Raw genomic sequence first — 21,722 nt, forward strand, 5'->3', positions numbered from 1 at the left:
CGCGTAGGTTCACTTAATCGGTTGGGTTGTTGATTTAAAATTACAAATTTATTGCATAGACAAAACTAAAGGATTGCACGCGATGAAGAACCTATAGTAGAATTAAAAATCTGGTATGTTTTCCAGTAATGTTGTCAATGATGCCTTCATCATTTAACAGCGATTAAATTTGCCTAATAGAGAAATGCAAAGTACTCTATTAGCTCATAATTCAACTATCTGGATTCATTATTACGGTTTAAAACATTCTTTTTTTACGATTGTGTATTACAGACAAAAGTGTATTGACTTCGGTGGTTAGTATGGTGTATATGTTTTTTATTTCTCCGGTTTCTTTATTTACCCAATTGGAATATAATCCTGCAAAGACAAGAAGTACTTCGTTGGGCAAACTTAATTCATGTTTTTTATGCTTTACCTTTAGTATTCAGCCATTACTATTTGTAATACCCATTAACACCCAAACATCTTATATCAACTGAATTTTAAAGGGAGGTTTTTCGTTGACCGTTTCTATTTTGGTGTTAAAGGTGAATTTTTAAATTTCTTCATTTTTGGACCGTGATGATATTAATCCTCAATTGTAATGGGTTATGATCTGCGGCAAATGCTATATTTTTACGGACCAATTCATCTGACAGTTTGATGATATGCATTAAGTATGTTTTAGTATTTTAATTGTTTAACTATTAAAAGTAAAGGGATTCAACTTTAATTAAAAAGTTAAACCCCTTTATTTTAAATTTACACCCATTACTGAATAGTATCCTTTGAAACTATTGTTATTATTATCTCAATCCACCACCCAAATCGTATTCTGCATTCATTTATAATGTCACTTAATAATCAACTTTATAAACTACTTTATGTCATAATCCTCTTTTTGAATGATTTTAAAATTAATTTTTATTTAGAAAACTCTAAACCTTTCAATTTTTGCCAACCCCCACGAGTGAAATCAGGAATCTCAACTGGTGCAGAACTGTTATCCAAGGAAATTTCCGTTAGTGGTCCAAGACAAGACCATTCAGCCAAGTCATAAACGTCCATATCCAATGGAAGTCCATTTTGTAAACAATAAATCAAGCGGTAATCCATGATGAAATCCATTCCACCGTGACCGCCTACTTTTTTTGCTTGCTCTTCAATTTCTTTTACAATAGGATGCTTGTATTTTTCCATTAATGCTTTTTTCACGTCTTCAGGAACAAACTTGTGTGCACTCAAGTTTTCATGATTTGGTGCAATATCTGAACCTATCGCTTTTGAATCCAAAGCATATCCTTCAACAGGGTATTTATTAGCAAACCCTTTTGTTCCGCTAAGTTGGTACATACGGCTGTAAGGGCGTGGTGAAGTTACATCATGTTGAATTTGGATTGTTTTTCCTTTTTCGGTACGAATCATAGTCATTGTGTGATCCCCATTTCTAAAGTCCGTTACTTCTATTCCTGATTTTTCTTTAATATACGCAGGATTACCAACGGCTTTAGTATCCATAGAAACCAAATAGTTCATTTTATCTCCGCGGTGAATGTTCAATGCTTGACAAGCCGGTCCCATTCCATGCGTTGCATAAATATCGCCACGGTGTTTTCTATTATAATCCATACGCCAGTTGTTCCAATACTCACCCCAGAAAGGTTGAAGTCCGTGGATATAAGATCCCTCGGCATGCAGAATTTCTCCAAACAATCCTTGTTGCGCCATGTTTAATGTTGTCAATTCAAAGAAATCATATACACAATTCTCCAATTGCATGCAATGTTTACGTGTTTTTTCAGAAGTATTAATCAAGTCCCAAATTTCTTCCATAGTCATTGCTCCAGGAACTTCAATTGCTACATTTTTACCATCTTTCATGGCTTGAACGCCAATTTTCGCATGGTTTTTCCAATCTGTTGCTACATATACAAGATCTACATTAGGAAGAGCAGTTACTTTTCTCCAAGCATTTTCATCTCCAAAAAATTCTTTCGCTTTTGGAAGCCCCGCTTTAGTAAGAATTTCATTTGCTTTAGAAGTGTTTTCTTGTGTCATATCACATAAAGCCACAATTTCAACGCCAGGAATATGTGTCATACGTTCTACTGCACCTGGACCACGCATGCCTAAACCTATGAACGCAATACGCACATTAGGAATGGGAGCTGTTGCAAGACGCAAGACATCGGTTTGTCCTTTATCTCGTTTTGGAGCCGGAGTTTTAATCATTTGAGCCGATACATTGGCCCATCCTAGAAAAAGAAAGGAAATAAGTAGCAATTTAAAAATACTAGTTTTCATAATTTAATTTATTTATTAAAAAAAAGGAAGATAATCAAACTGTAGATTACCCATTCTGCACTATTTTACTATTTGTTGTGTTAGCTTAAACCGTGAGTAATCTATGGTAATTTACTAAAATCAATAACAGGTTTCTTCTGATGTAACGGTCTTGTAAAAACACTTTGAGCTTTGGTAAAATTATTAAAAAAGCCTCCGTTTTTCAAATAGAATGATTCGTTATTTAGCAAACCACCTGAATAATCCATACGGTACCCTTTAGTACCCGTGTTGTCTGTTGTGAATTTTGCGGAGTTAATCTCTGTCCAATTTCCGGTAGCATCACAATACCATTGATTATTGAACAAGACTTCTCGAGATTTATTTCCTTGTTCCGGAGAAAAATTTTCTAAAAACGAATGAAATCGTTTTAGATAAGTATTGGTTTCGGGACGGTTAAAACTGGCGATTAATTGCCATTTATTTAATTCGGGTGCAAAAAAGTAAGCGGTATAGGTCGTTGAATTATCATTTTGAGGAATTCCACGAAGTAAAAACTTATAGGTGTTCCCTGCGATCCAATTGTATTTCAAATAACTTTGTCCGCCGGAACCCTCATTTCCAAATTCACCCGTCGTTACGTTTTCTCCTTTATTAAGAAGTTTAATTTTTTTGGAATCTGGAATGGTTGCTGGATCATCCGTTACAAATGGACTCCAAACGGAGAACAATACTCTACGCTCTTTATCCGAGTTAACCTGTATACCAAAATATCCTTCTGCAAACCCATTTGCCATATAATAAGACCCTATAATATCTTGTCCTTTTGGTACAGTAACTTCGTTGTAATACCATTCGGCATTTACTTTTTCAGGTACTTGATAATTTAGATGTACAGAAGGACCTCTTCTTCCCCAATGATAAAAACTAGCTTCGTCATTTTGAACAAATGCAATTTTATCTTTCGCAATCGAGCTGTTAATTGTTACTCTTGAAATAGAAGGGAAATGACTTTTATTCTTGCTGATCCCTTTTATTTTTAAAGCAACATAACCCGGTTCCGTAATTTCCCAACGTCCTATTGGGTAAGAATTTTTTTTGGTGTCGTTGAATTCAATACTTTTGGATTCGTCGTTAATGGTGAATTCTAAAGTTGCTTTTCCCAGAACTACCAATGAATCCTTATTTATTGAAAATTCGAACACTCCCGGCTCAGAAATTCGAAAGTAAGCAGTAAAATATTCTTCTGAATTGGTCCAATACTCGATTCCATTTTTTGTAATGGTTTCAACTTCCGCAAAGGGAGTTGAACTAAAAGCATTTCCACCAAGAGGCAGAGAAATTTCGGATATCATTTTAGAATCATCCCCAACAATAGTATCATTTTTTTCATTACCGCTACAAGAAGTAAGTGGAATCAATACTAAGATTACTAATAGGTTTGTAAAGAATTTTTTTTTCATCTATAATTTTTATACTTTTTATGTTCGGTATTTCCCTTTTCTGACCCCTTTTATTCTTAACCAAATGGACGTTTTTACAACCTCATTCTAACCTTTTATTATTGATTTTGGGTCAGCGTTCCAGGATAAGCATTTATTTCTGATTGAGGAATGTACTGTATCACACGCAAACTGGATGCAGGAATATCTTCCATGGCACGATGTGGTCCCGGATAATGACGGGTCATTGTTTGTCCGTTTCTATATACATCATACCCTCTATGTGCTTCGAAAGCTAATTCTAATTGACGTTCTTCATCAATAAATTGAATAGCATTGGCACTCGTTAATGAAGTATATCCAGCACCAGGAATTGATCTTTCTCTTACTATATTTAGGTTAATACGTGCATTTTGATAATCCCCTTTTTTTGCATACGCTTCTGCCATATTCAAATACATTTCAGATAGTCTTGAAATGATTGGCGAATGAAGATGCGAATCGTTATCCTGTAAAGAACATTTAGTGATATAATACATTGGATATACACGGTTCAATAACATCATAAAATCTTTTTCACCAACATATGTTTTTCCTTTATAGTCAATCGAATAACTATTTTCAGCAGCATTAACTACAGTTAGATCGTATTTATCTGTCCCAATATTAATGTAAAATGTACCGTCAGCATTACGCTTAAGCGGTTGTTGCAAATAGTTATACCCTGTTTGTACTGAGCTGGTATTATACGAATCATGGACAAAACGGAAGGCTTCTGTTTTATTGTCTGATGCATCCAGTGCGTATTGTGGTTTAATAAATGCCCAACGAGCATCATTCTTTTGACCAGACTTGCGCAGTAAATCTAAATATTTAGCACTGGCATACATTTCGCCCCAACCTTGTCCTTGAATATTGGCGTACATGCCGCCAATTCCATAATAGTGATCGAATCCGGAGAACTCTGAAGCCACACGTTTAACAGCAAAAATGGTTTCCGTTTGTCCGGCAGCATCAGGAGCAAAGGTATTGTATTTCATAAAATCCGCTCTACTAAGTAAATTGTAATTTCCACTTGCAATTACTTTTGTAGCATATTCTATGGCAAGAGTAGCATATTCTTGATTTGGACTTTGGTACGTTCCGCTCATGTATAAGTATACTCTGGATAGCATTGCTTGCGCTGCCTCTCTGGTTGCATAAGTCGCACTACGTTTTACGGTCATTAGCGTTTCTGCTTTTTTCAAATCATTAATGGCTTGTTGGTAGCTGTCTTTAATTGTGGATCTGTCTGGGAGACGTAAATTATCAATATCGGCAGGCATTCCGTTTACAATGGGTACTCCCAAATTAGAGTCAGGGGATTGTGCATAAGGTCTACCGTAGGTACGAGACAAATAGAAGTAAATCATTCCTCTTAAGTAGTAGGCTTCTCCTAATTGTTGGTCAATTTGCGCATTTTCACCTTCTGAAATAATTTTGATTAAGTCACTTGATTGTGAAATAATTTTATAACTGTTGTTCCAAAAAACAGATAATCTTCCATTATCCGGTATGTGCTGGTACGAAATAAAGGAATAGAAAGCATCCGTAGAAGTTCCTCTTATCATGATATTATCTCCGGGATATTCCCCTACTCTGTGCATAACATCTGACCAACCTTTAAGTTGTGCGTAACACCCATTCAAAAGTACTTCGACAGCCGCTTCCTTATCTGCAAGGATTTTGTCCTCGGTGTAAGCATTAAAAGGTTCTCTCTCCAGTTCACAAGAGTATAAAAAACTAATTGTAATGAATAATATAAATATCTTTTTCATGATTTATTTTTTTTAAAGAGTAAGATTAAGACCTAATACAAATTTGCGTGTCTGAGGATATACTGAGGTGGCAACTCCTGTTATTTGACCATTACTAGGTGGTATCTCAGGATCAACTCCAGAGAAGTGAGAAATTGTAAATAAGTTTTCTGCAGCTACAAATAATCTAAGATTCGAAATATTAAAACGCTCCACATTTAGATTATATCCTAAAGAAAGGCTTCTCATTTTTAGATAGGTTCCAGTTTCTAAGAAACGAGACGAAGCTTTATTTGAGTTACTTTGATTGTTATAACTGGCTTGAGGATGCGTAGCAATATCACCTGGTTTTTCCCATCGGCTCCATCCGCTGTGAAGATTCATTTGGTTGCGATCTGTATAGGCTCCATCTGAATCAAATTCAGCTCTGGCATAATTATAAATTTCGCCTCCTACTGAATAGGTAAATATGGCAGCAAGATCAAAACTCTTATAATTTAAATTCGTTGAAAATCCACCAAAAAATGAAGGCGTATACGCTCCCATAGCAATTGGTGTTTTTGAAGCGGCACTATAACTGAAGGTTTTAACGCGTTCTCCTGCTGCATTGGTTTCAAACCATTGTGGTCTTCCGCTCTCTGGATCTACACCAGCCCATTCTGTAAGGTACCACGTATCTACATCCTTTCCGGGAGTCAATAATTTATTAGCTGAACCGGAAATACCAGATCCATCTCTCACGATGATTTGTTGTCTTTCGCCATAAAGACTCGTTACTTTGTTTTTATTCACACCAATATTAGCATCTACAGCCCATCTCCAATCTTCATTATTAATAATTTCAACATTAAGTGCCGCTTCAAAACCTTTATTGCTTACTGCTCCTACGTTTTTCCAAATACTAGTCACTCCAATAACTCCTGGCAAAGGAACTTGGTACAATAAACCCGAAGTATCTTTATCATAATAATCCAAAGTCAGGTTGAATCGTCTTAAAAACGAAATATCTAAACCCACACCGGCCGTATATGTTTTTTCCCAACTTAAATCAGGATTCGCAATTTGAGAAATTATGGCTCCTGGATTTTCATTGTACCCTGTCGTTAATGAATACAGGGCATAGTGTGGATAAAGACTGTTTGGTCTGTTTCCTACTGATCCATAACTGGCTCTAAGTTTTAAATTTGTGATATAATCCGCTTTAAAAAAAGCTTCTTTATGAATATTCCATCCACCACTTACAGAGTAAAAATTCCCGTATTGTGAATTAACCCCAAAATTTGAAGCTCCGTCACGTCTAAGCGAAACTTGTGCTAAGTACTTATTATCATAGGTATAATTTACATTCGATAATAATGATTGTACGGCCCATTGCGCTTTGCTTCCTCTCACTCTTTCAGGAATCGAGGCCACATCACTCACTACAAACCCCGGAGCAAATCCAGTTGCAATTCCTACTGTATTTTTAGAATTAAATTCATTCCATTCATAGCCGGCGATGGCATTAAAATCATGTTTTCCAAATGATTTTTTGAATTTGAACAATTGATTGGTATAGGCTCTATTATACGAACTCATGTAATCCTCAATTCTTCCTTTTACTGCTAATCCTCTTGAAGAACGTGGATCTGAATAGGAGGTAGAATTTGAATTTGAAAAGATATAACTGTTTACAGAGGCAAAAGTCAGCCAATCCGTAAGTTTTATGTCAAAATCAAAATTACTTCGAATATCATAGGCTTCAGACTCGCTGTAATTCCATTGTAAATCATACAAATAGTTTGATCCGGTGGTGTTTACCCAAGTCGGATTTGGTTGATTTCCTACCAAAGTTCCATCTGCTAAATACGGGTTATCCCAAGGCATATTACCATACATTGCACCAACTGAATGTTGTTTATTTAAAACATCTCTGCGGGTTGCGTTTATCTGTGGGCGTATGGTTAACCAATTATTCACTTTATAACTAAATTTCAATAGTGCATTATACCGTTTGTAGTCATAGCCTCTTATGGCTGCTGTCTCATCATACACCCCCAGAGAAACATAGCTTTTGAAATCCTCATTACCACCACTTATAGAGAGGTTATGATCGGTTGCTAAACCTGTTCTTGTGGCATTATCCCACCAATCAAAGTTTTTATTTCTCAGTTCCGGAGTCCACCACCATGCCGTTGAAAAGTCCTGTTTGTTCGAAAAAGAATCGTACAAGTCATATAATTCATTTCCATTCATTAAGCTGAAATTACCCGTGTTTAATGTGGTAGCAGCCATCTTCGTCGAGAAATTAATAGTTGCTTTGCCTGATTTTCCACTTTTTGTTGTAACCACAATAACTCCGTTAGCCCCTTGAGAACCGTATACAGCAGTAGAGGCTGCATCTTTTAGAATCGTCATAGTTTCAATATCCATGGGATTAATGCTCCCGGCACTACTTCCTACAATAACTCCATCAACAACCCATAGAGGATCTGTACTTCCGTTTACAGTTGTTTTACCTCTAATAATTATTTTACCAGCTTCACCAGGCTGTCCAGATCCAGAATTTACATAAACTCCAGTAGCTTTCCCTGCTAATAAATTTTCAACAGAGGGAGTTGTAGCATCTGTAAGCTTCTTATTGGTAATTGTTTGTAAGGAACCCGTCAAACTTTCTTTTTTAATCGTACTATAGCCAACAATAACGACTTCATTTAATTTTTGTCCGGTTTCTTTTAAAACAATAGTTAATGGGTCATTGCCAATAGCAATTTCTTGTTCTTCCATTCCAATAAATGAAACAACTAAAGTATTATTATTTCCTACTACATCAATAGCAAAATTACCATCAGCATCAGTTTGAACACCAATAGTAGTACCTTTGATAAGCACATTAGCTCCAGGAAGAGGTGCTCCACTTTCATCGGTAACTTTTCCTTTTACAACTTTCTGAACTAATAATACATTAGTTTCGGATAAAGCGATTGTCTTTATGGTCGAAGCAGTAGAAACTTGAAAAGTTAAAGCTAGAAAAGAAAGAATTGTTAGTTTAATTTCTTTGTGTGTCATACTTTTAATCCTTAAGCCCCTTGGTTTTTTTTGGGTTAATAATTTCATACTCTTGAAATGGTTTTAGTTAATAATTGTTTGTTGGTTTATTCAGTATTAAGTGTTGTTTGTATGTTTTTTTGATGGACAAAAATGAACTCTAAAAAATTTGATTTATAATTTCTTAACTGAGCTAATTTTTGTCTAAATCCACCCTCTTTTTTTATGCATATTTCTAAATACAGCCTTTGATATAATCTTCAAAAACATTAAATTTTGACCTAATAAAAGATTGATTATTTTTTAATACATGACGAAACTAGAGATTATATTTTTATTAAACAAGGAAAAACACAAATAATGTGCTCGAACACATATTATTCGTGTTGTCGAGCACACAAAAAATACTCGAAACGTTTTTTTAGTACTAAAATTCTAGTTTTTCAATTATAAAATCCTGTGGGGTTTCATATCATTTATTTCAAGTAAAAAAGGACATACTCATTAAATAATAAGAAATTCGGAATTTTTTAAACTAAAAATTAAAACTTCAACAATAGTTACGCACTATAAATTGACCATTTAATCTCAATTTACCATCACTTAATTTTAAATTTAACAGCTAAGAGATGAATGTAAGACTTATAATTAGGCTAAAAAAAGAATAAATAGATTCATTGAAATTTCTTTTAACTATATTTCGAGAGATTCTGTTCAAACACAGTTTTACAGAAATATTAAATACCACATAAAATGATTCCAGAAATGAAAGAATATAATGTCCATTTAATTGAAAACAAAGATCTGACTGTCTCCGGAAAAGGCGATGACATAGCGTGGACTGAAGCCCAGATTTTAACTGATTTTTGTTCCCCGTGGAATACCAAAAAAGTAACTGAAACTACATTTAAAGCACTTTGGAATCGAGACAAATTATTTTTTAATTTTACAGTTTTAGATACTGAAATCCACATAGAAAAGCAAGATGAAAGTTTTGAAAGTATTGGAGTTTCTGATAGAGTTGAACTCTTTTTCAGAACTGATAATGGACTGAATCCTTATTATTGTTTAGAGATCGACACTTCTGGGCGAATAATGGATTTTATTGCGTATCCTAATAAGAATTTCGATTTCAGTTGGAACTGGCCCAAAAATGATTTAGTAGTTAAATCATCTGTACAAGCTAATACTTTTATGGTTGAGGGATCAATTAGTATCGAATCTTTGAAAAGTCTTAATTTAATAAAAAACAACATTATTGAAACCGGTGTTTTTAGGGCTAAATATAGTAAAGCCCAAAATGAATGTTATGAACCTAATTGGATTACTTGGGTAAACCCAAATACGGAAACTCCCAATTTCCACATTGCATCTTCCTTCGGAGTTTTTATTTTAAAAGAATAATTTTTTTTATTCAATATAATACTCCGCATTTTCCGCATTCACAATATCAATCGGCAAAAAAATCATTTTTGGAATTTCATTCTGAAAGAGAAAATGTTCCACCAAAGAGGTTATTCCGAGATATGCCTGTCTTTTCTGGTTTTGATGAATCATAAAATCGATGACGCCTTGATTCAAATAAGTAACATTTTCATCAATCAAATCATAACCGACCACTCTAATTTTTTTACCTTTAAATTCACTAATTACCTTAGCAATTTGATACGATTTAGAAGTAGTAACAAAAATTCCTGTAACCTCTGGATTTTCATTCAGGAAAGTATTGCAACTAAGCTCAACATTTGGATTTTTTAATTTTAAAGTGATAATCGTGTATGGAGAATTTTCTTTCTCATCAAAATAATTTCTAAAACCTTTTTCCTTTTCCTGCATGTGAATTGCATTTTTGTAGGTTTCATCAATATGAACAATGGCAATTTGACCGGTACCGGTAATCGAATCTATTAATTTTGCTGCCACTCGTCCACTTCTAAATAAATCCTGACCAACGAAACTTTTTACAAAACTGGACTCGACTTGGTTATTAAAAGTATTTACAATGATGTTTAACGAATTGTATTCTTCGATAACATCTACAGTTTCTTTATGGAATAAAGGCGTTAGCAAAACAGCATCCGGAGATAATTCCAATACCTCTTTATTCGTTTTTAAAAAGGATTTCTTTTTTTCGGGATTAAAGTAAAAGGTTTCAATAATCAAATTATAGGCTTTGAATTCTTTCACCGCATCATCAATACCACTCAGGCAAGGATGCCAATAAGTATCAATTTTGGGATCAGGAAGAACAATACAAATGCGATAAATTTTATTATTCTTTAAATTCCTAGCAATAAGGTTTGGCTCGTAGTCAATTACTTTTAAAACTTCGTTGACTTTGTCCAAAGCAGCTGGTGAGACTTTACCTCTTTTGTGCAAAACTCTGTCAACAGTTCCTTTCGAAACACCGGCTAATTTAGCAATATCCTTTATTGTATACTTTTTATCCATAATGAGCAAATATATAAAAACTTTGGTTTTATTTTTTTTTGTAAGACTGAATTAACGAATGAGTACCTAATTATACGTTTGACATTCTTTCATTGTTAGTAATAATCTTTTTATGATCGTATTTTTTCATACAATTTAAAAATGTGCTCGACAACACGAAATAAGTGTGTTCGAGCACATTTATTGTTTTTTACTTGTTTTATTAGAATTTAATCTATAGTTTCGTAAAGTAAAACTAAATAAACAGTTAGAATTATAAATAAAATTAGCATTAAACACTATTAATACAGCGTTTTTAACATCTCTAAAAAGTGAAAAAAATTATATCATTAGCTCCTGGACGAACGTGTCTCTTTGGAGATCATCAAGACTATTTAGGTTTGCCCGTCATTGCATGTGCAATCAATCTAAATATAAAATTAACTGCAGTTCAAAATGACACTTCAGTTTTCAGACTAAACATGGCGGATATTAATGAAGTTAGGGTCATTGATATTCACGGTATTTTTTCAGAATTAGCACCTCGAGATTATTTTGCCTCTTCCTTAAGAGTTTTGAGAAGACAAGGTTGTATTCCAACTGTAGGATACGATATTACCATAAAAGGAGATATTCCTATCAATTCCGGAACCTCAAGTTCATCGGCTTTATTAATGGCTTGGATTCATTTTTTGGTTACCGCTTTTGGAGTTGATGCCGAAGTTACTCCGGAATTTATTGCAAAAATGGGGTATGCTTCTGAAGTTTTAGAGCACGGAGAACCAGGCGGAATGATGGATCATTACAGCATCGGAGTGGGCAATATTGTACACATCAATACCAAAGATCCTTTTTCTTATACCATTATTGGAACAGAACTAAAAGGATTAATAACCGGTGTTTCCGGGGTACCTAAAGAAACCATTGGTTTGATAGGAGAATTAAAAGGAAATGCCTTGATTGCAATTGACATTATAAAACAAAATTTTAAAGATTTTGATTTAAATACATCCGAAATAGAAGATTTAGATAAATACTATAATTATTTACCAGACCGATTGATTACTTATTTTGAAGCTGCCATCAAGAATTACCATTATACAAAAGAGGCTTTAAAAGAATTTGAAAAACCAACTCCAGATTTAAAGAAGATTGGTGCTTTAATGAATCAACATCACGCTGTTTTAAGAGATTTATTAAAAATAACTGTGCCAAAAATTGATGCCATGATTAATGCTGCATTGAAAGCTGGGGCGTATGGGGCAAAAATAGTTGGTTCAGGTGGAGGCGGTAGTATTGTAGTACTGGCTGAACCGGGAAATGAAGCTCCAGTAGTGGCAGCAATACTGACTGCAGGGGCAATAGAAGCCTATACGGTAACCGTTGATCCTGGCGCGAGAATACTAGAAAACATTAAAATTTTAAAGAATTAATTATGCATGACAATCTAATTATTTTGGCTGGCGGCGCTTCTTCCAGAATGAAAAAACAAGTTACAGTTGATAATTTGAGTGACGAAGAAATTGCGCAAGCGAATGAAAGAAGTAAAGGATTAATTGGTGTTGGCCCAAATGGAAGACCATTATTGGATTATCTTTTATTGAATGCGAAAAAAGCAGGGTATAAAAATATCTATATTGTTATTGGTGAGCGGGGTGATCTATTTAAAGAATTTTACGGAAGTGAAAACAAATACAATGATTTTCATGGTTTAACTATCTCTTTTGCTATTCAATATATTCCGGAAGGAAGAGCCAAACCATTAGGTACTGCAGATGCATTATTTCAAGCTGTAGAACAATATCCGGAACTGAATTCATTGGATTACTCGGTTTGCAACAGCGACAACTTGTATTCAGTCGATGCACTTTATGCGCTTAGAGAAACAGATAGTCCTAATGCTTTTATAAGTTATAATAGAGATGCGATGGAATTTCCATCGGAACGAATTTCTCGATTTGCCATTGCCAAACTCGACCATGACAATCAATTATTTGATATTCTTGAAAAACCAACTGCAGCTAATTTAGAGAGTTACAAAGATTCCGAGGGAAAGTTAAGAGTGAGCATGAATGCTTTTAAATTTAAAGGAGATCTTATCTATCCTTATCTAAAAAACTGTCCCGTTCATCCTGAAAGAGACGAAAAGGAATTACCTACCGTACTTTTAAACGCATTAAAAGAACACCCAAATACCACATTTGGCATCCCTTTTTCTGAACACGTACCGGATTTAACGGCAAAAGAAGACATAGCTGAAGTAAAGGCCTATCTAAAAAAACAGTATCCTGTATTAAATTGGAATGACTAATAATTCGGAAAGGATAACTCCTAATATTTAAAAAAAATGAAGAAGTATATAATAACAGGTGGCGCAGGATTTATAGGAAGTCACATTGCTGAATATTTATCCGCTAAAGGACATCATGTAATTGTTTTGGACAGTTTAAGAACGGGATTCGAAAAAAATATTAATGGGCTGAATGTTCAATTTGAAAAAGGAGATATCAGGGATAAAAATCTTGTGGAAGAACTAGTGCAAGGTGCTAATGGTATATTTCACTTAGCGGCTTTGGTAAGCGTCCCGGAATCCCTTTTAAATATAAACGAATGTATTGAAATCAATACATTGGGGACAATAAATATTTTGGAGGCCGCAAAGAAGAATGTAAATTGCAAAGTAGTACTTTCTTCATCTGCGGCTAATTATGGAGACAATCCCATATTGCCTAAAATAGAAACAATGACTCCGGAACCGATGACTCCGTATGCTGTTACAAAATTAGATGGTGAGTTTTATCTGAAAATGTATCAAGATCAATGGGGTCTTCCTACTGCTTCATTACGTTATTTCAATGTTTTTGGTCCTAGACAAAATTTAAAATCAGCCTATGCAGCAGCGGTACCAATTTTCATAAATAATGCACTTCAAAACAAACCGATAACCATTTTTGGAGATGGCTTACAAACTAGAGATTTTATTTATGTAAAAGATGTGGTAAGAGCAAATATTTTGGCATCTCAAAAAGGGAATGAAACCTATAATGTGGCTCTAGGCCATAACACGTCAATATTAGAATTAGCGGAAAAAATCATTGAAATAACCAACTCCAAATCAAAAATAAAATTTCTGGATGAAAGATCAGGAGATATTAAACATTCAAAAGCAAATCCTTCAAAATTCACTCAACTAGGATTTAAACCACAGTATTCTATAGATCATGCCTTGAAAGAGACTATTGAATTTTACCATAAAGCATCGTTAATTAACTAATAGAATTAAAAATTCACAGATATGAGTAATAGTATTAAATCAAAAAACAATTTAGTCCCAATACTAATTATAGCAGGCTTATTTTTCATATTTGGTTTTGTGACCTGGATTAATGGTGCACTAATTCCATTTATGAAAACTATCAATGAATTAACCGATGCTCAATCCTATTTGGTAGCATCGGCATCCTATATTTCATTTGTAGTAATGGCTTTACCAGCTTCATATATTTTGAATAAGATAGGTTACAAAAAAGGAATGTCTTTAGGATTAATAATAATGGCGATTGGCGCTTTAGTATTTATTCCAGCGGCTGAGGCAAGAACTTACTGGGTGTTTTTAACAGGTATTTTTATTCAAGGTGTCGGGATGACTTTATTACAAACAGCTGCGAACCCGTATATTACAATTTTGGGACCTATCGATAGTGGTGCCAAACGTATTGCCATTATGGGAATAGCCAATAAGACAGCCGGTGCAATAGGATCTTTGATTTTTGGCACATTATTATTATCAGGAATAGATGAAGTCAAACAAAAATTAGGAAGCGCGTCGATTGAAGAAAAAGCAGTGTTATTAGATACTATGGCAGACAGTGTTTTTATGCCTTACTTAATAATGGCTACAGTATTATTAATTTTAGGATTATTAATTAGAAAAGCACCTCTGCCTCACGTTGAAGCAGCTGAAGTGAATGAGATAAAAGAAGGATCTGAAACAAAAAAAAGTATCTTTCAGTTTCCTCATTTATGGTTGGGTGTTTTAACATTATTTGTCTATATAGGGGCAGAAGTTATAGCTGGAGATACTATAATAGCCTATGGTATTTCGTTAGGTTTCCCAGCTGCAGACGCCAAGTTCTTTACAACTTTAACCTTATTAGCAATGGTGTGTACCTATGCTCTAGGAGTTTTTTTAATACCCAAATATTTAAAACAAGGAACGGCACTTATAATTAGTGCTGCATTAGGCCTCATTTTCAGTGTTTGTATATTATTAACCACCGGCTTTACGTCTATTTTATTTGTGGCATCATTAGGCATTGCCAATGCACTGGTTTGGCCAGCAATATGGCCTTTAACTTTAGATGGATTAGGAAAATTCACTAAGACAGCGTCAGCCTTATTAATTATGGCGATTTCTGGTGGAGCAATTATTCCACCATTATATGGTAGAATGGTTGATGCCAATAAACAAGAGCTTATTGCTAAAGGAATAAATGAATCAGATGCTTTGGCAACAGCAGCAACAAGTAGTTATTGGATTTTAATCCCCTGTTATTCCATTATTCTATTTTTTGCTATCTGGGGGCATAATTATAAAAGCTGGTCAAGAAATAATAAATAAAAAAACATTTTGATGAGGCAATATATTTTGAATAAATATTGAGAATATTAGGATAACAGTTTGTCAATATGTTTGAGAAAAAAGTATAAATGGGGGATTATTGGATGCGGAAATGTAACAGAACTTAGAAGCGGTCCTGCCTATCAAAAAGTAGAATGTTTTGAGTTACATGCAGTCATGCAGCGCAATATTTCAAAAGCCGAAGATTATGCAATTAAGTACAGTGTTCTTAAGTTTTATGGAGATGTGGATGATTTAATAAATGATCCTGAAATCGACTCCTTATGTATAGCAACTCCGCCAGATTCTCATTGCTATTATGCTCTAAAAGTTGTTGCATCAGGCAAAATTTGTTGTATTTAGAAAACAATGGAATCAACGTATGAAGAATATTTACTTGTAAATAATGTCTTTGAAGAAATGAAAATACCATTATTTGTTACTTATTATAGACGATCACTCCCTAGAATTAAGTTGGAACAAGGTTCATTTAAAGAAAGCTTGATAATAAAACAACCTGAAAACATTAAATTTTTTCATGTTCAAAATATAAAAAATCATTTAGTCAAGAATTCTATACATCCTGAGTGTTAGATAATATTTTGGGAAATATCAATAAAATTAAAAATAAATTATAAAAATTAAGCCATGTTAAATAGTAATATTGATAAAGCCACAGGTTTCGAAAAGCGGTTTGAGAATATAGGAACCGTAGTTTATGAAAATTCAGTAGCTGCCTCTAAAGCTGTAGCTAAAGAAATATCAGATTTGATAAAAGTTAAACAAGCCCAAAAACAGCCTTGTATATTGGGGTTGGCCACAGGTTCTTCCCCGAAAGGATTGTATTCAGAACTAGTGCGCTTACACAAAGAAGAAGGATTAAGTTTTAAAAATGTAGTGTCATTCAATTTAGATGAATATTATCCTATGGAGCGAGATTCCATAAATAGCTATGTGCGATTTATGAAAGAATTGTTATTTAATCAAGTTGATATTTTACCGGAAAACATCCATGTTCCGGATGGAACATTGTCAAAAGAAGAAATAGCGAATTATTGTGCCACATATGAAGCCAAAATTGAAGCTCTTGGAGGAATAGATTTACAAATTTTAGGAATTGGAGGAAACGGTCATATAGGATTTAATGAATCAGGATCTTTACAAAATTCTAAAACACGATTAGTAGCTTTAGATCATATTACAAGAGTAGCTGCAAGTAGTGACTTTTCTGGCTTAGATCATACTCCTAGAACAGCTATTACATTGGGAGTTAAAAAGATTATGGAAGCAAATAGAGTGATTCTTATGGCTTGGGGAGAAGGAAAAGCGAATATTATAAAAGCATCGGTAGAAGGTACAGTTACAAATTTAGTACCGGCTTCATTTTTGCAAGAACATACAAACGCCACCTTTGTTTTAGATAGGAAAGCCTCCTCAAAATTAACCCGAATTAATACGCCTTGGTTAGTCGAAAAAATAGTATGGACAGATAAACTTATAAGGAAAGCGACATTGGGTTTAGCCCTTCATTTGAAAAAACCTATTTTAATGCTTACAGATGCTGATTATATAGAAAATGGCATGAGTGATTTATTAGCCGATTCAGGACCAGCTTACGACATTAATATAAAAATGTTCAACAAGCTTCAAAATACTATAACAGGATGGCCAGGAGGTAAACCCAATGCCGATGACAGCAAACGACCAGAACGTGCAGAGCCTGCCAAAAAGCGTGTGCTTATTTTTAGTCCACATCCAGATGATGATATTATTAGTATGGGTGGCACATTCAAGAGATTGCATGAACAAGGACATGAAGTACATATTGGTTATCAAACCTCCGGTAATATAGCAGTAGCTGATGATGAAGCGCTACGATTTGCAAGCTTTGTTTGTGATTATAATGATAAGTTCGGTATCAAAAGCCCTGAGGCAGAAAATATTTATAAAAAAGCAATAACATTCCTAAAGAACAAAAAAGCGAGTGAGGTTGATATCGCCGAAGTAAGATACATCAAAGGTTTAATTCGAAAAGGTGAGGCACGATCAACCAGTTTTTATGTTGGTATTCCAGAAGAGCAGATTCATTTCATGGAACTTCCGTTTTATGAAACAGGAACTATTGAGAAAAACCCAATAGGAGAATCAGATATTCAAATCACGATGGATCTCATCGAGAAAATTAAACCACATCAAATTTATGCAGCAGGTGATTTGGCAGACCCACACGGAACCCATAAAGTATGTTTAGATGCTATTTTTGAAGCTATAAAACGTTTAAAACCTAAAAAGTACATGAATGATTGTTGGGTTTGGTTATACAGAGGGGCTTGGCAAGAATGGGGAATTGACGAGATCGAAATGGCTGTACCGATGGGGCCAGACCAAGTGTTGGAAAAACGAAAAGGGATATTTAAGCATCAATCTCAAAAAGATGGTGTCGTGTTTCAAGGAGCAGACAGCAGAGAGTTTTGGCAAAGAGCCGAGGATAGAAATAAAGAAACTGCCAATTTGTATGATGAATTAGGATTGTCCCATTATGCAGCAATGGAAGCATTTGTTAGATGGGAATTTTAAGTAAATGATAAAATGGCATCAATAAAATCGATTTCAGGAATTACAGGAACTATTGGAGGCATAGTTAATGATAATTTGACTCCAATAAATGCTATAAAATTTGCAGCAGCGTATGGTATCTAGTTAAAGCAGCAAAATATTAAAAAAAATTTCACTAATTATTGGAAGAGATGCCAGAATTTGTGAAGATACGATTAATACAGAACCTATTATTCGAATTTATACCGAAAGTATTTCCGAAGATGAGGCAGACGAACTGGCAATAAAATTTATCAACGAAATTAAAAAATGTATTTAAAAAATGAATATTTCTTTTGAGGCACCATTTCATACTTTTACCAGATATGCAAAGGTAGAAAAAACTGAATTTTATGATCAATTTATCAATTGGTTAAAAGGGGAATTCGATCTGTATTTAATGGAAGAAACGGATGGCTTGAGAGTATATTATCCAAATGGAATGTTTACCGTTAAGCTTGTTTCGAAAAGAGAAAATGATTTTTCTATAGAAATAAAAATTAAAAGCAAAAATTTAAAAGCGGCTAATCAAATCAGTAAAAAAATTGAAACTATTCATAGTCATCTAAAAACAGTACTAAATAAAACAATTTATGATAAATAATAAAATGAATCAAGCCTTTTTAGGTTTCGTTCTAGCATGGTGAATTTTGTAACTTTTCAAAATAAATACGTGAATTTAGTATTCAAATTTGATTCAAAGAAACAATAAATTTGTCTCTTAATTATAAACTATTTTAGATAAAAATATGGATTACAACAGATGCGGAAAAAGTGGTTTATTATTACCGCAAATATCTTTAGGATTATGGCATAATTTTGGGTCGGTAGATAGTTTCGAAAATGCAGAAGGCATTGCTAAGGCTGCTTTTGATAAAGGAATTACACATTTTGATTTAGCCAATAATTACGGTCCGGATCCGGGCTCTGCTGAGATTACTTTTGGTAAAATTTTAAAGAAGAATTTTCATGGAAATCTTCGTGACGAAATTGTAGTTTCGACCAAAGCCGGTTATACTATGTGGAAGGGTCCTTATGGCGATTGGGGTTCCCGTAAGTATTTATTGTCCAGTTTGAATCAGAGTTTGAAGCGGATGAATTTGGAGTATGTAGATGTTTTCTATTCTCATCGTTATGATCCTGAAACACCATTGGAAGAAACCATGATGGCTTTGGATTATGCTGTTCGAAGCGGAAAAGCTATGTATGCTGGGATATCTAATTATAATCCGGAACAGACCAGAGACGCTGTCGATATTCTAAAGCAATTGGGAACACCTTGTCTGATTCATCAAGTCAAATATTCAATGTTTGAGCGAAATCCGGAAATCGGATTATTAAACATTCTGGAAGAAAAAGGAGTTGGTTGTATTGCTTTTTCACCTTTAGCCCAAGGACTTTTAACTGATAAATATATAAAAGGGATTCCGAAAAACTCTCGTGCCTCTAATCCTAATGGTCATTTAAAAACTGAAGAAGTTTCGGAGGAAAAAATTTTGAGAATTATTCAATTGACTTTAATTGCGCAAAAAAGAAACCAATCTTTAGCACAAATGGCTTTGGCTTGGTTGTTAAAAGATAATCGTATTACCTCAGTATTAATTGGAGCTAGTTCAATTGCACAACTCAATTACAATATTGACAGTCTGCAGAATCTTACTTTCTCCAAAGATGAATTAGATGAGATTGATACGATTTTACAATAGTAAAAAAAGAGCAAATATTAAACAGACCATCAAAAAACATCAGCTATTTTGACTTAAAGTCGATTTTTGATCTGTTTATGACTGAGTGATATCGCTAGAATTTTTCGAGACAATACCGTGGACAAGCCCTGAAATTTGGTAGAGATGACTAATGACGTAGCACTTCAGCAACTCCTTTTGGAAATATCGTAATAAGAAATTACCAGTTCAAAAGACTGCATGCGATTGTAATAGGAAGTGAAATGATGGCCGGAGTTCGAAATATGTATGTTGATTACTGTAAAGCGAGTGGATATTTAAAAAGAGATAATTTAAATTAAAACAAATAGAGATCGAGCGCGCTATTTTAAATATATATTTTTGTCCAATATTTCTTTTAGGACATGGAAGACTGCATTTACATCACTGCCAATAACATGGAGTAGAAAGCGGATTATTTCCGTCTAAATTCGGATATTTCTTTAATATCAGTTGCACTGAAGTCACCAACACGGGAATTGTAATAGAAGGATACCCCGATAAAAAGTAGAAAACGTTAATTTGAACCGTTTTATAATACAATGAGCTAAAAACGGATGAGCCTTACTACTACTAAAAATGTAACTTTTAATGAAGTTGTAATTGGTGAGAGAGGTACAATTCTTACTGCTGCAAAGTAATATATTAAAAAAAAATAATTTTTATGAAACCTATTATTGTTTTGACGTTGTTAATTTCCTTAAACAGACTGTCTCAAAAAACTACAATTTATACTATTGGTGATTCTACGATGGCTGATAAAATAAAACCGGAAGAAAACCCAGAAACCGGTTGGGGACAGGTATTGCGTCTGTTTTTTAATTCGAATGTAATTATAAAGAATCGAGCTGTAAATGGTGGAAGTACACGCAGTTTTATTGATGAGAAAAAATGGGAAGCAGTTTTTAAGGTTTTAAAACCGGGAGATTATGTTTTTATACAATTTGGGCATAATGATGAAAAATTAACCGATTTTACTCGGTATACAAATCCACATACAACGTATCGACATAACATCATTCGGTTTGTAAATGAAAGCAGAAAAAAAAGGGCAATTCCAATTTTGTTTTCATCAATTGCCAGAAGAAATTTTAATGAAAATGGAGTATTAGTCGGAACGCATGGTGATTATCCGCTTGAAACTCGTTTGGTAGCCCTAGAGTACAAAGTGCCTTTTGTGGATTTAGAATATTATTCAGAATTACTTGAAACCTCTTATGGTCCCGAAAAATCGAAAGCGCTACATTTGCATTTTAAACCCGGTGAGAATTCCTATTATCCAGAGGGAAAGTCTGATGACACACATTTAAGTAGAAAAGGAGCTTTGGCTATAGCCCGTTTGGTTGTTGATCAAATTAAGCTAATGAATAATCCTTTCTTTAAAAAATTAAAAAAACAATTACTGTAAAATGAACAGTTAAATAAGGAAGATCTTCGTTTCTAATACTATTAAGTAAGTCGAAAGTTTAAAAGTCGTAAAGTCAAAAGAATTAACTTTAAGTAAAACAGCTTTAAATCAGATTTTTACATGATTTTATCCTGATTTTAAAATACGACATTATACCATGGTTATTACTTATGTCCCATAAAAACCTTTTTGTAAGGTTAAATATTTAACAATGATATCTCAGGTGTAAGCGATCTTCTCCGCTGTCTTCAACATAGAAAAAAACTTATTAGCTGTCAGCTATTTTTCGCAGGTTTTTGGCTTCTGGAGCTGGAGGGGATTTTGACAATCGCTACAGTCAACGAGGCGTGCAATAGGCGGTGAAGCAAGTCGCCAAAGCAGCAGGTGTTAAAAAATTTCTTAAATTTAAAAAAA

General features: G+C 34.0%; 16 protein-coding genes and 1 pseudogene. 11 read left to right on the top strand and 6 right to left on the bottom strand.

Features of this window, described 5'->3' with window-relative positions; all coding sequences use genetic code 11:
* Positions 1 to 238: 238 nt before the first annotated feature.
* The 5 genes from EKM02_RS15305 to EKM02_RS11425 form a co-directional block, all read right to left on the bottom strand.
* Positions 239 to 427, bottom strand: a complete 189-nt coding sequence (locus EKM02_RS15305) for an SOS response-associated peptidase family protein (protein ID WP_126455301.1) — start codon at positions 425 to 427, stop codon at positions 239 to 241.
* Positions 428 to 906: 479 nt separating this feature from the next.
* On the bottom strand, positions 907 to 2,286 hold the full coding sequence (locus EKM02_RS11410) for a Gfo/Idh/MocA family protein (protein WP_126455247.1): 1,380 nt from the start codon (positions 2,284 to 2,286) through the stop codon (positions 907 to 909).
* 101 nt (positions 2,287 to 2,387) lie between these two features.
* On the bottom strand, positions 2,388 to 3,728 hold the full coding sequence (locus tag EKM02_RS11415; RefSeq protein ID WP_231507352.1) for a DUF3472 domain-containing protein: 1,341 nt from the start codon (positions 3,726 to 3,728) through the stop codon (positions 2,388 to 2,390).
* Positions 3,729 to 3,826: 98 nt separating this feature from the next.
* The gene (locus tag EKM02_RS11420; protein ID WP_126455249.1) at positions 3,827 to 5,524 is read right to left on the bottom strand and encodes a RagB/SusD family nutrient uptake outer membrane protein; all 1,698 of its coding nucleotides are present in this window, start codon (positions 5,522 to 5,524) and stop codon (positions 3,827 to 3,829) included.
* A gap of 12 nt (positions 5,525 to 5,536) precedes the next feature.
* On the bottom strand, positions 5,537 to 8,551 hold the full coding sequence (locus tag EKM02_RS11425; protein WP_234423185.1) for a SusC/RagA family TonB-linked outer membrane protein: 3,015 nt from the start codon (positions 8,549 to 8,551) through the stop codon (positions 5,537 to 5,539).
* 732 nt (positions 8,552 to 9,283) lie between these two features.
* Here EKM02_RS11425 and EKM02_RS11430 point away from each other — a divergent pair.
* On the top strand, positions 9,284 to 9,934 hold the full coding sequence (locus tag EKM02_RS11430; RefSeq protein WP_234423186.1) for a sugar-binding protein: 651 nt from the start codon (positions 9,284 to 9,286) through the stop codon (positions 9,932 to 9,934).
* Positions 9,935 to 9,940: 6 nt separating this feature from the next.
* Here the strand turns inward: EKM02_RS11430 and EKM02_RS11435 are convergent, their stop codons facing one another.
* Complete coding sequence (locus tag EKM02_RS11435; RefSeq protein ID WP_126455253.1) at positions 9,941 to 10,981, bottom strand: LacI family DNA-binding transcriptional regulator; 1,041 nt, start codon at positions 10,979 to 10,981, stop codon at positions 9,941 to 9,943.
* A 311-nt stretch (positions 10,982 to 11,292) separates the two neighbouring features.
* On the opposite strand from EKM02_RS11435, the gene EKM02_RS11440 reads away from it, so the two are divergent.
* The 10 genes and pseudogenes from EKM02_RS11440 to EKM02_RS11480 all read left to right on the top strand — a co-directional run bounded on the left by EKM02_RS11440 (position 11,293) and on the right by EKM02_RS11480 (position 21,308).
* Positions 11,293 to 12,393, top strand: a complete 1,101-nt coding sequence (locus tag EKM02_RS11440; protein WP_126455255.1) for a galactokinase family protein — start codon at positions 11,293 to 11,295, stop codon at positions 12,391 to 12,393.
* A gap of 2 nt (positions 12,394 to 12,395) precedes the next feature.
* Complete coding sequence (locus EKM02_RS11445) at positions 12,396 to 13,271, top strand: sugar phosphate nucleotidyltransferase (protein WP_126455257.1); 876 nt, start codon at positions 12,396 to 12,398, stop codon at positions 13,269 to 13,271.
* A 36-nt stretch (positions 13,272 to 13,307) separates the two neighbouring features.
* Positions 13,308 to 14,234 carry an NAD-dependent epimerase/dehydratase family protein gene (locus EKM02_RS11450; protein ID WP_126455259.1) on the top strand — a complete coding sequence of 309 codons (927 nt, stop codon included), beginning with the start codon at positions 13,308 to 13,310 and terminating at the stop codon, positions 14,232 to 14,234.
* Positions 14,235 to 14,255: 21 nt separating this feature from the next.
* Positions 14,256 to 15,581, top strand: a complete 1,326-nt coding sequence (locus tag EKM02_RS11455; protein WP_126455261.1) for a sugar MFS transporter — start codon at positions 14,256 to 14,258, stop codon at positions 15,579 to 15,581.
* Positions 15,582 to 15,653: 72 nt separating this feature from the next.
* Positions 15,654 to 15,944 (top strand): Gfo/Idh/MocA family protein, encoded by a 291-nt coding sequence (locus tag EKM02_RS15060; protein ID WP_234423187.1) that lies wholly within the window; start codon positions 15,654 to 15,656, stop codon positions 15,942 to 15,944.
* A gap of 285 nt (positions 15,945 to 16,229) precedes the next feature.
* Positions 16,230 to 18,158, top strand: a complete 1,929-nt coding sequence (gene nagB / locus EKM02_RS11465) for a glucosamine-6-phosphate deaminase (RefSeq protein WP_126455263.1) — start codon at positions 16,230 to 16,232, stop codon at positions 18,156 to 18,158.
* A gap of 12 nt (positions 18,159 to 18,170) precedes the next feature.
* Positions 18,171 to 18,354, top strand: a pseudogene (locus EKM02_RS15065) (phosphoglucosamine mutase); the annotation flags it as partial.
* A gap of 105 nt (positions 18,355 to 18,459) precedes the next feature.
* The gene (locus tag EKM02_RS11470; RefSeq protein WP_126455265.1) at positions 18,460 to 18,780 is read left to right on the top strand and encodes a hypothetical protein; all 321 of its coding nucleotides are present in this window, start codon (positions 18,460 to 18,462) and stop codon (positions 18,778 to 18,780) included.
* Positions 18,781 to 18,925: 145 nt separating this feature from the next.
* A complete protein-coding gene (locus EKM02_RS11475; RefSeq protein ID WP_126455267.1) occupies positions 18,926 to 19,882 on the top strand; it encodes an aldo/keto reductase in 957 nt (318 codons plus the stop codon).
* A 682-nt stretch (positions 19,883 to 20,564) separates the two neighbouring features.
* The gene (locus EKM02_RS11480) at positions 20,565 to 21,308 is read left to right on the top strand and encodes a rhamnogalacturonan acetylesterase (RefSeq protein ID WP_126455269.1); all 744 of its coding nucleotides are present in this window, start codon (positions 20,565 to 20,567) and stop codon (positions 21,306 to 21,308) included.
* The last annotated feature ends 414 nt before the right edge of the window (positions 21,309 to 21,722 follow it).

It is taken from the genome of Flavobacterium sp. RSP49, assembly GCF_003968735.1.
Taxonomy (GTDB): domain Bacteria; phylum Bacteroidota; class Bacteroidia; order Flavobacteriales; family Flavobacteriaceae; genus Flavobacterium.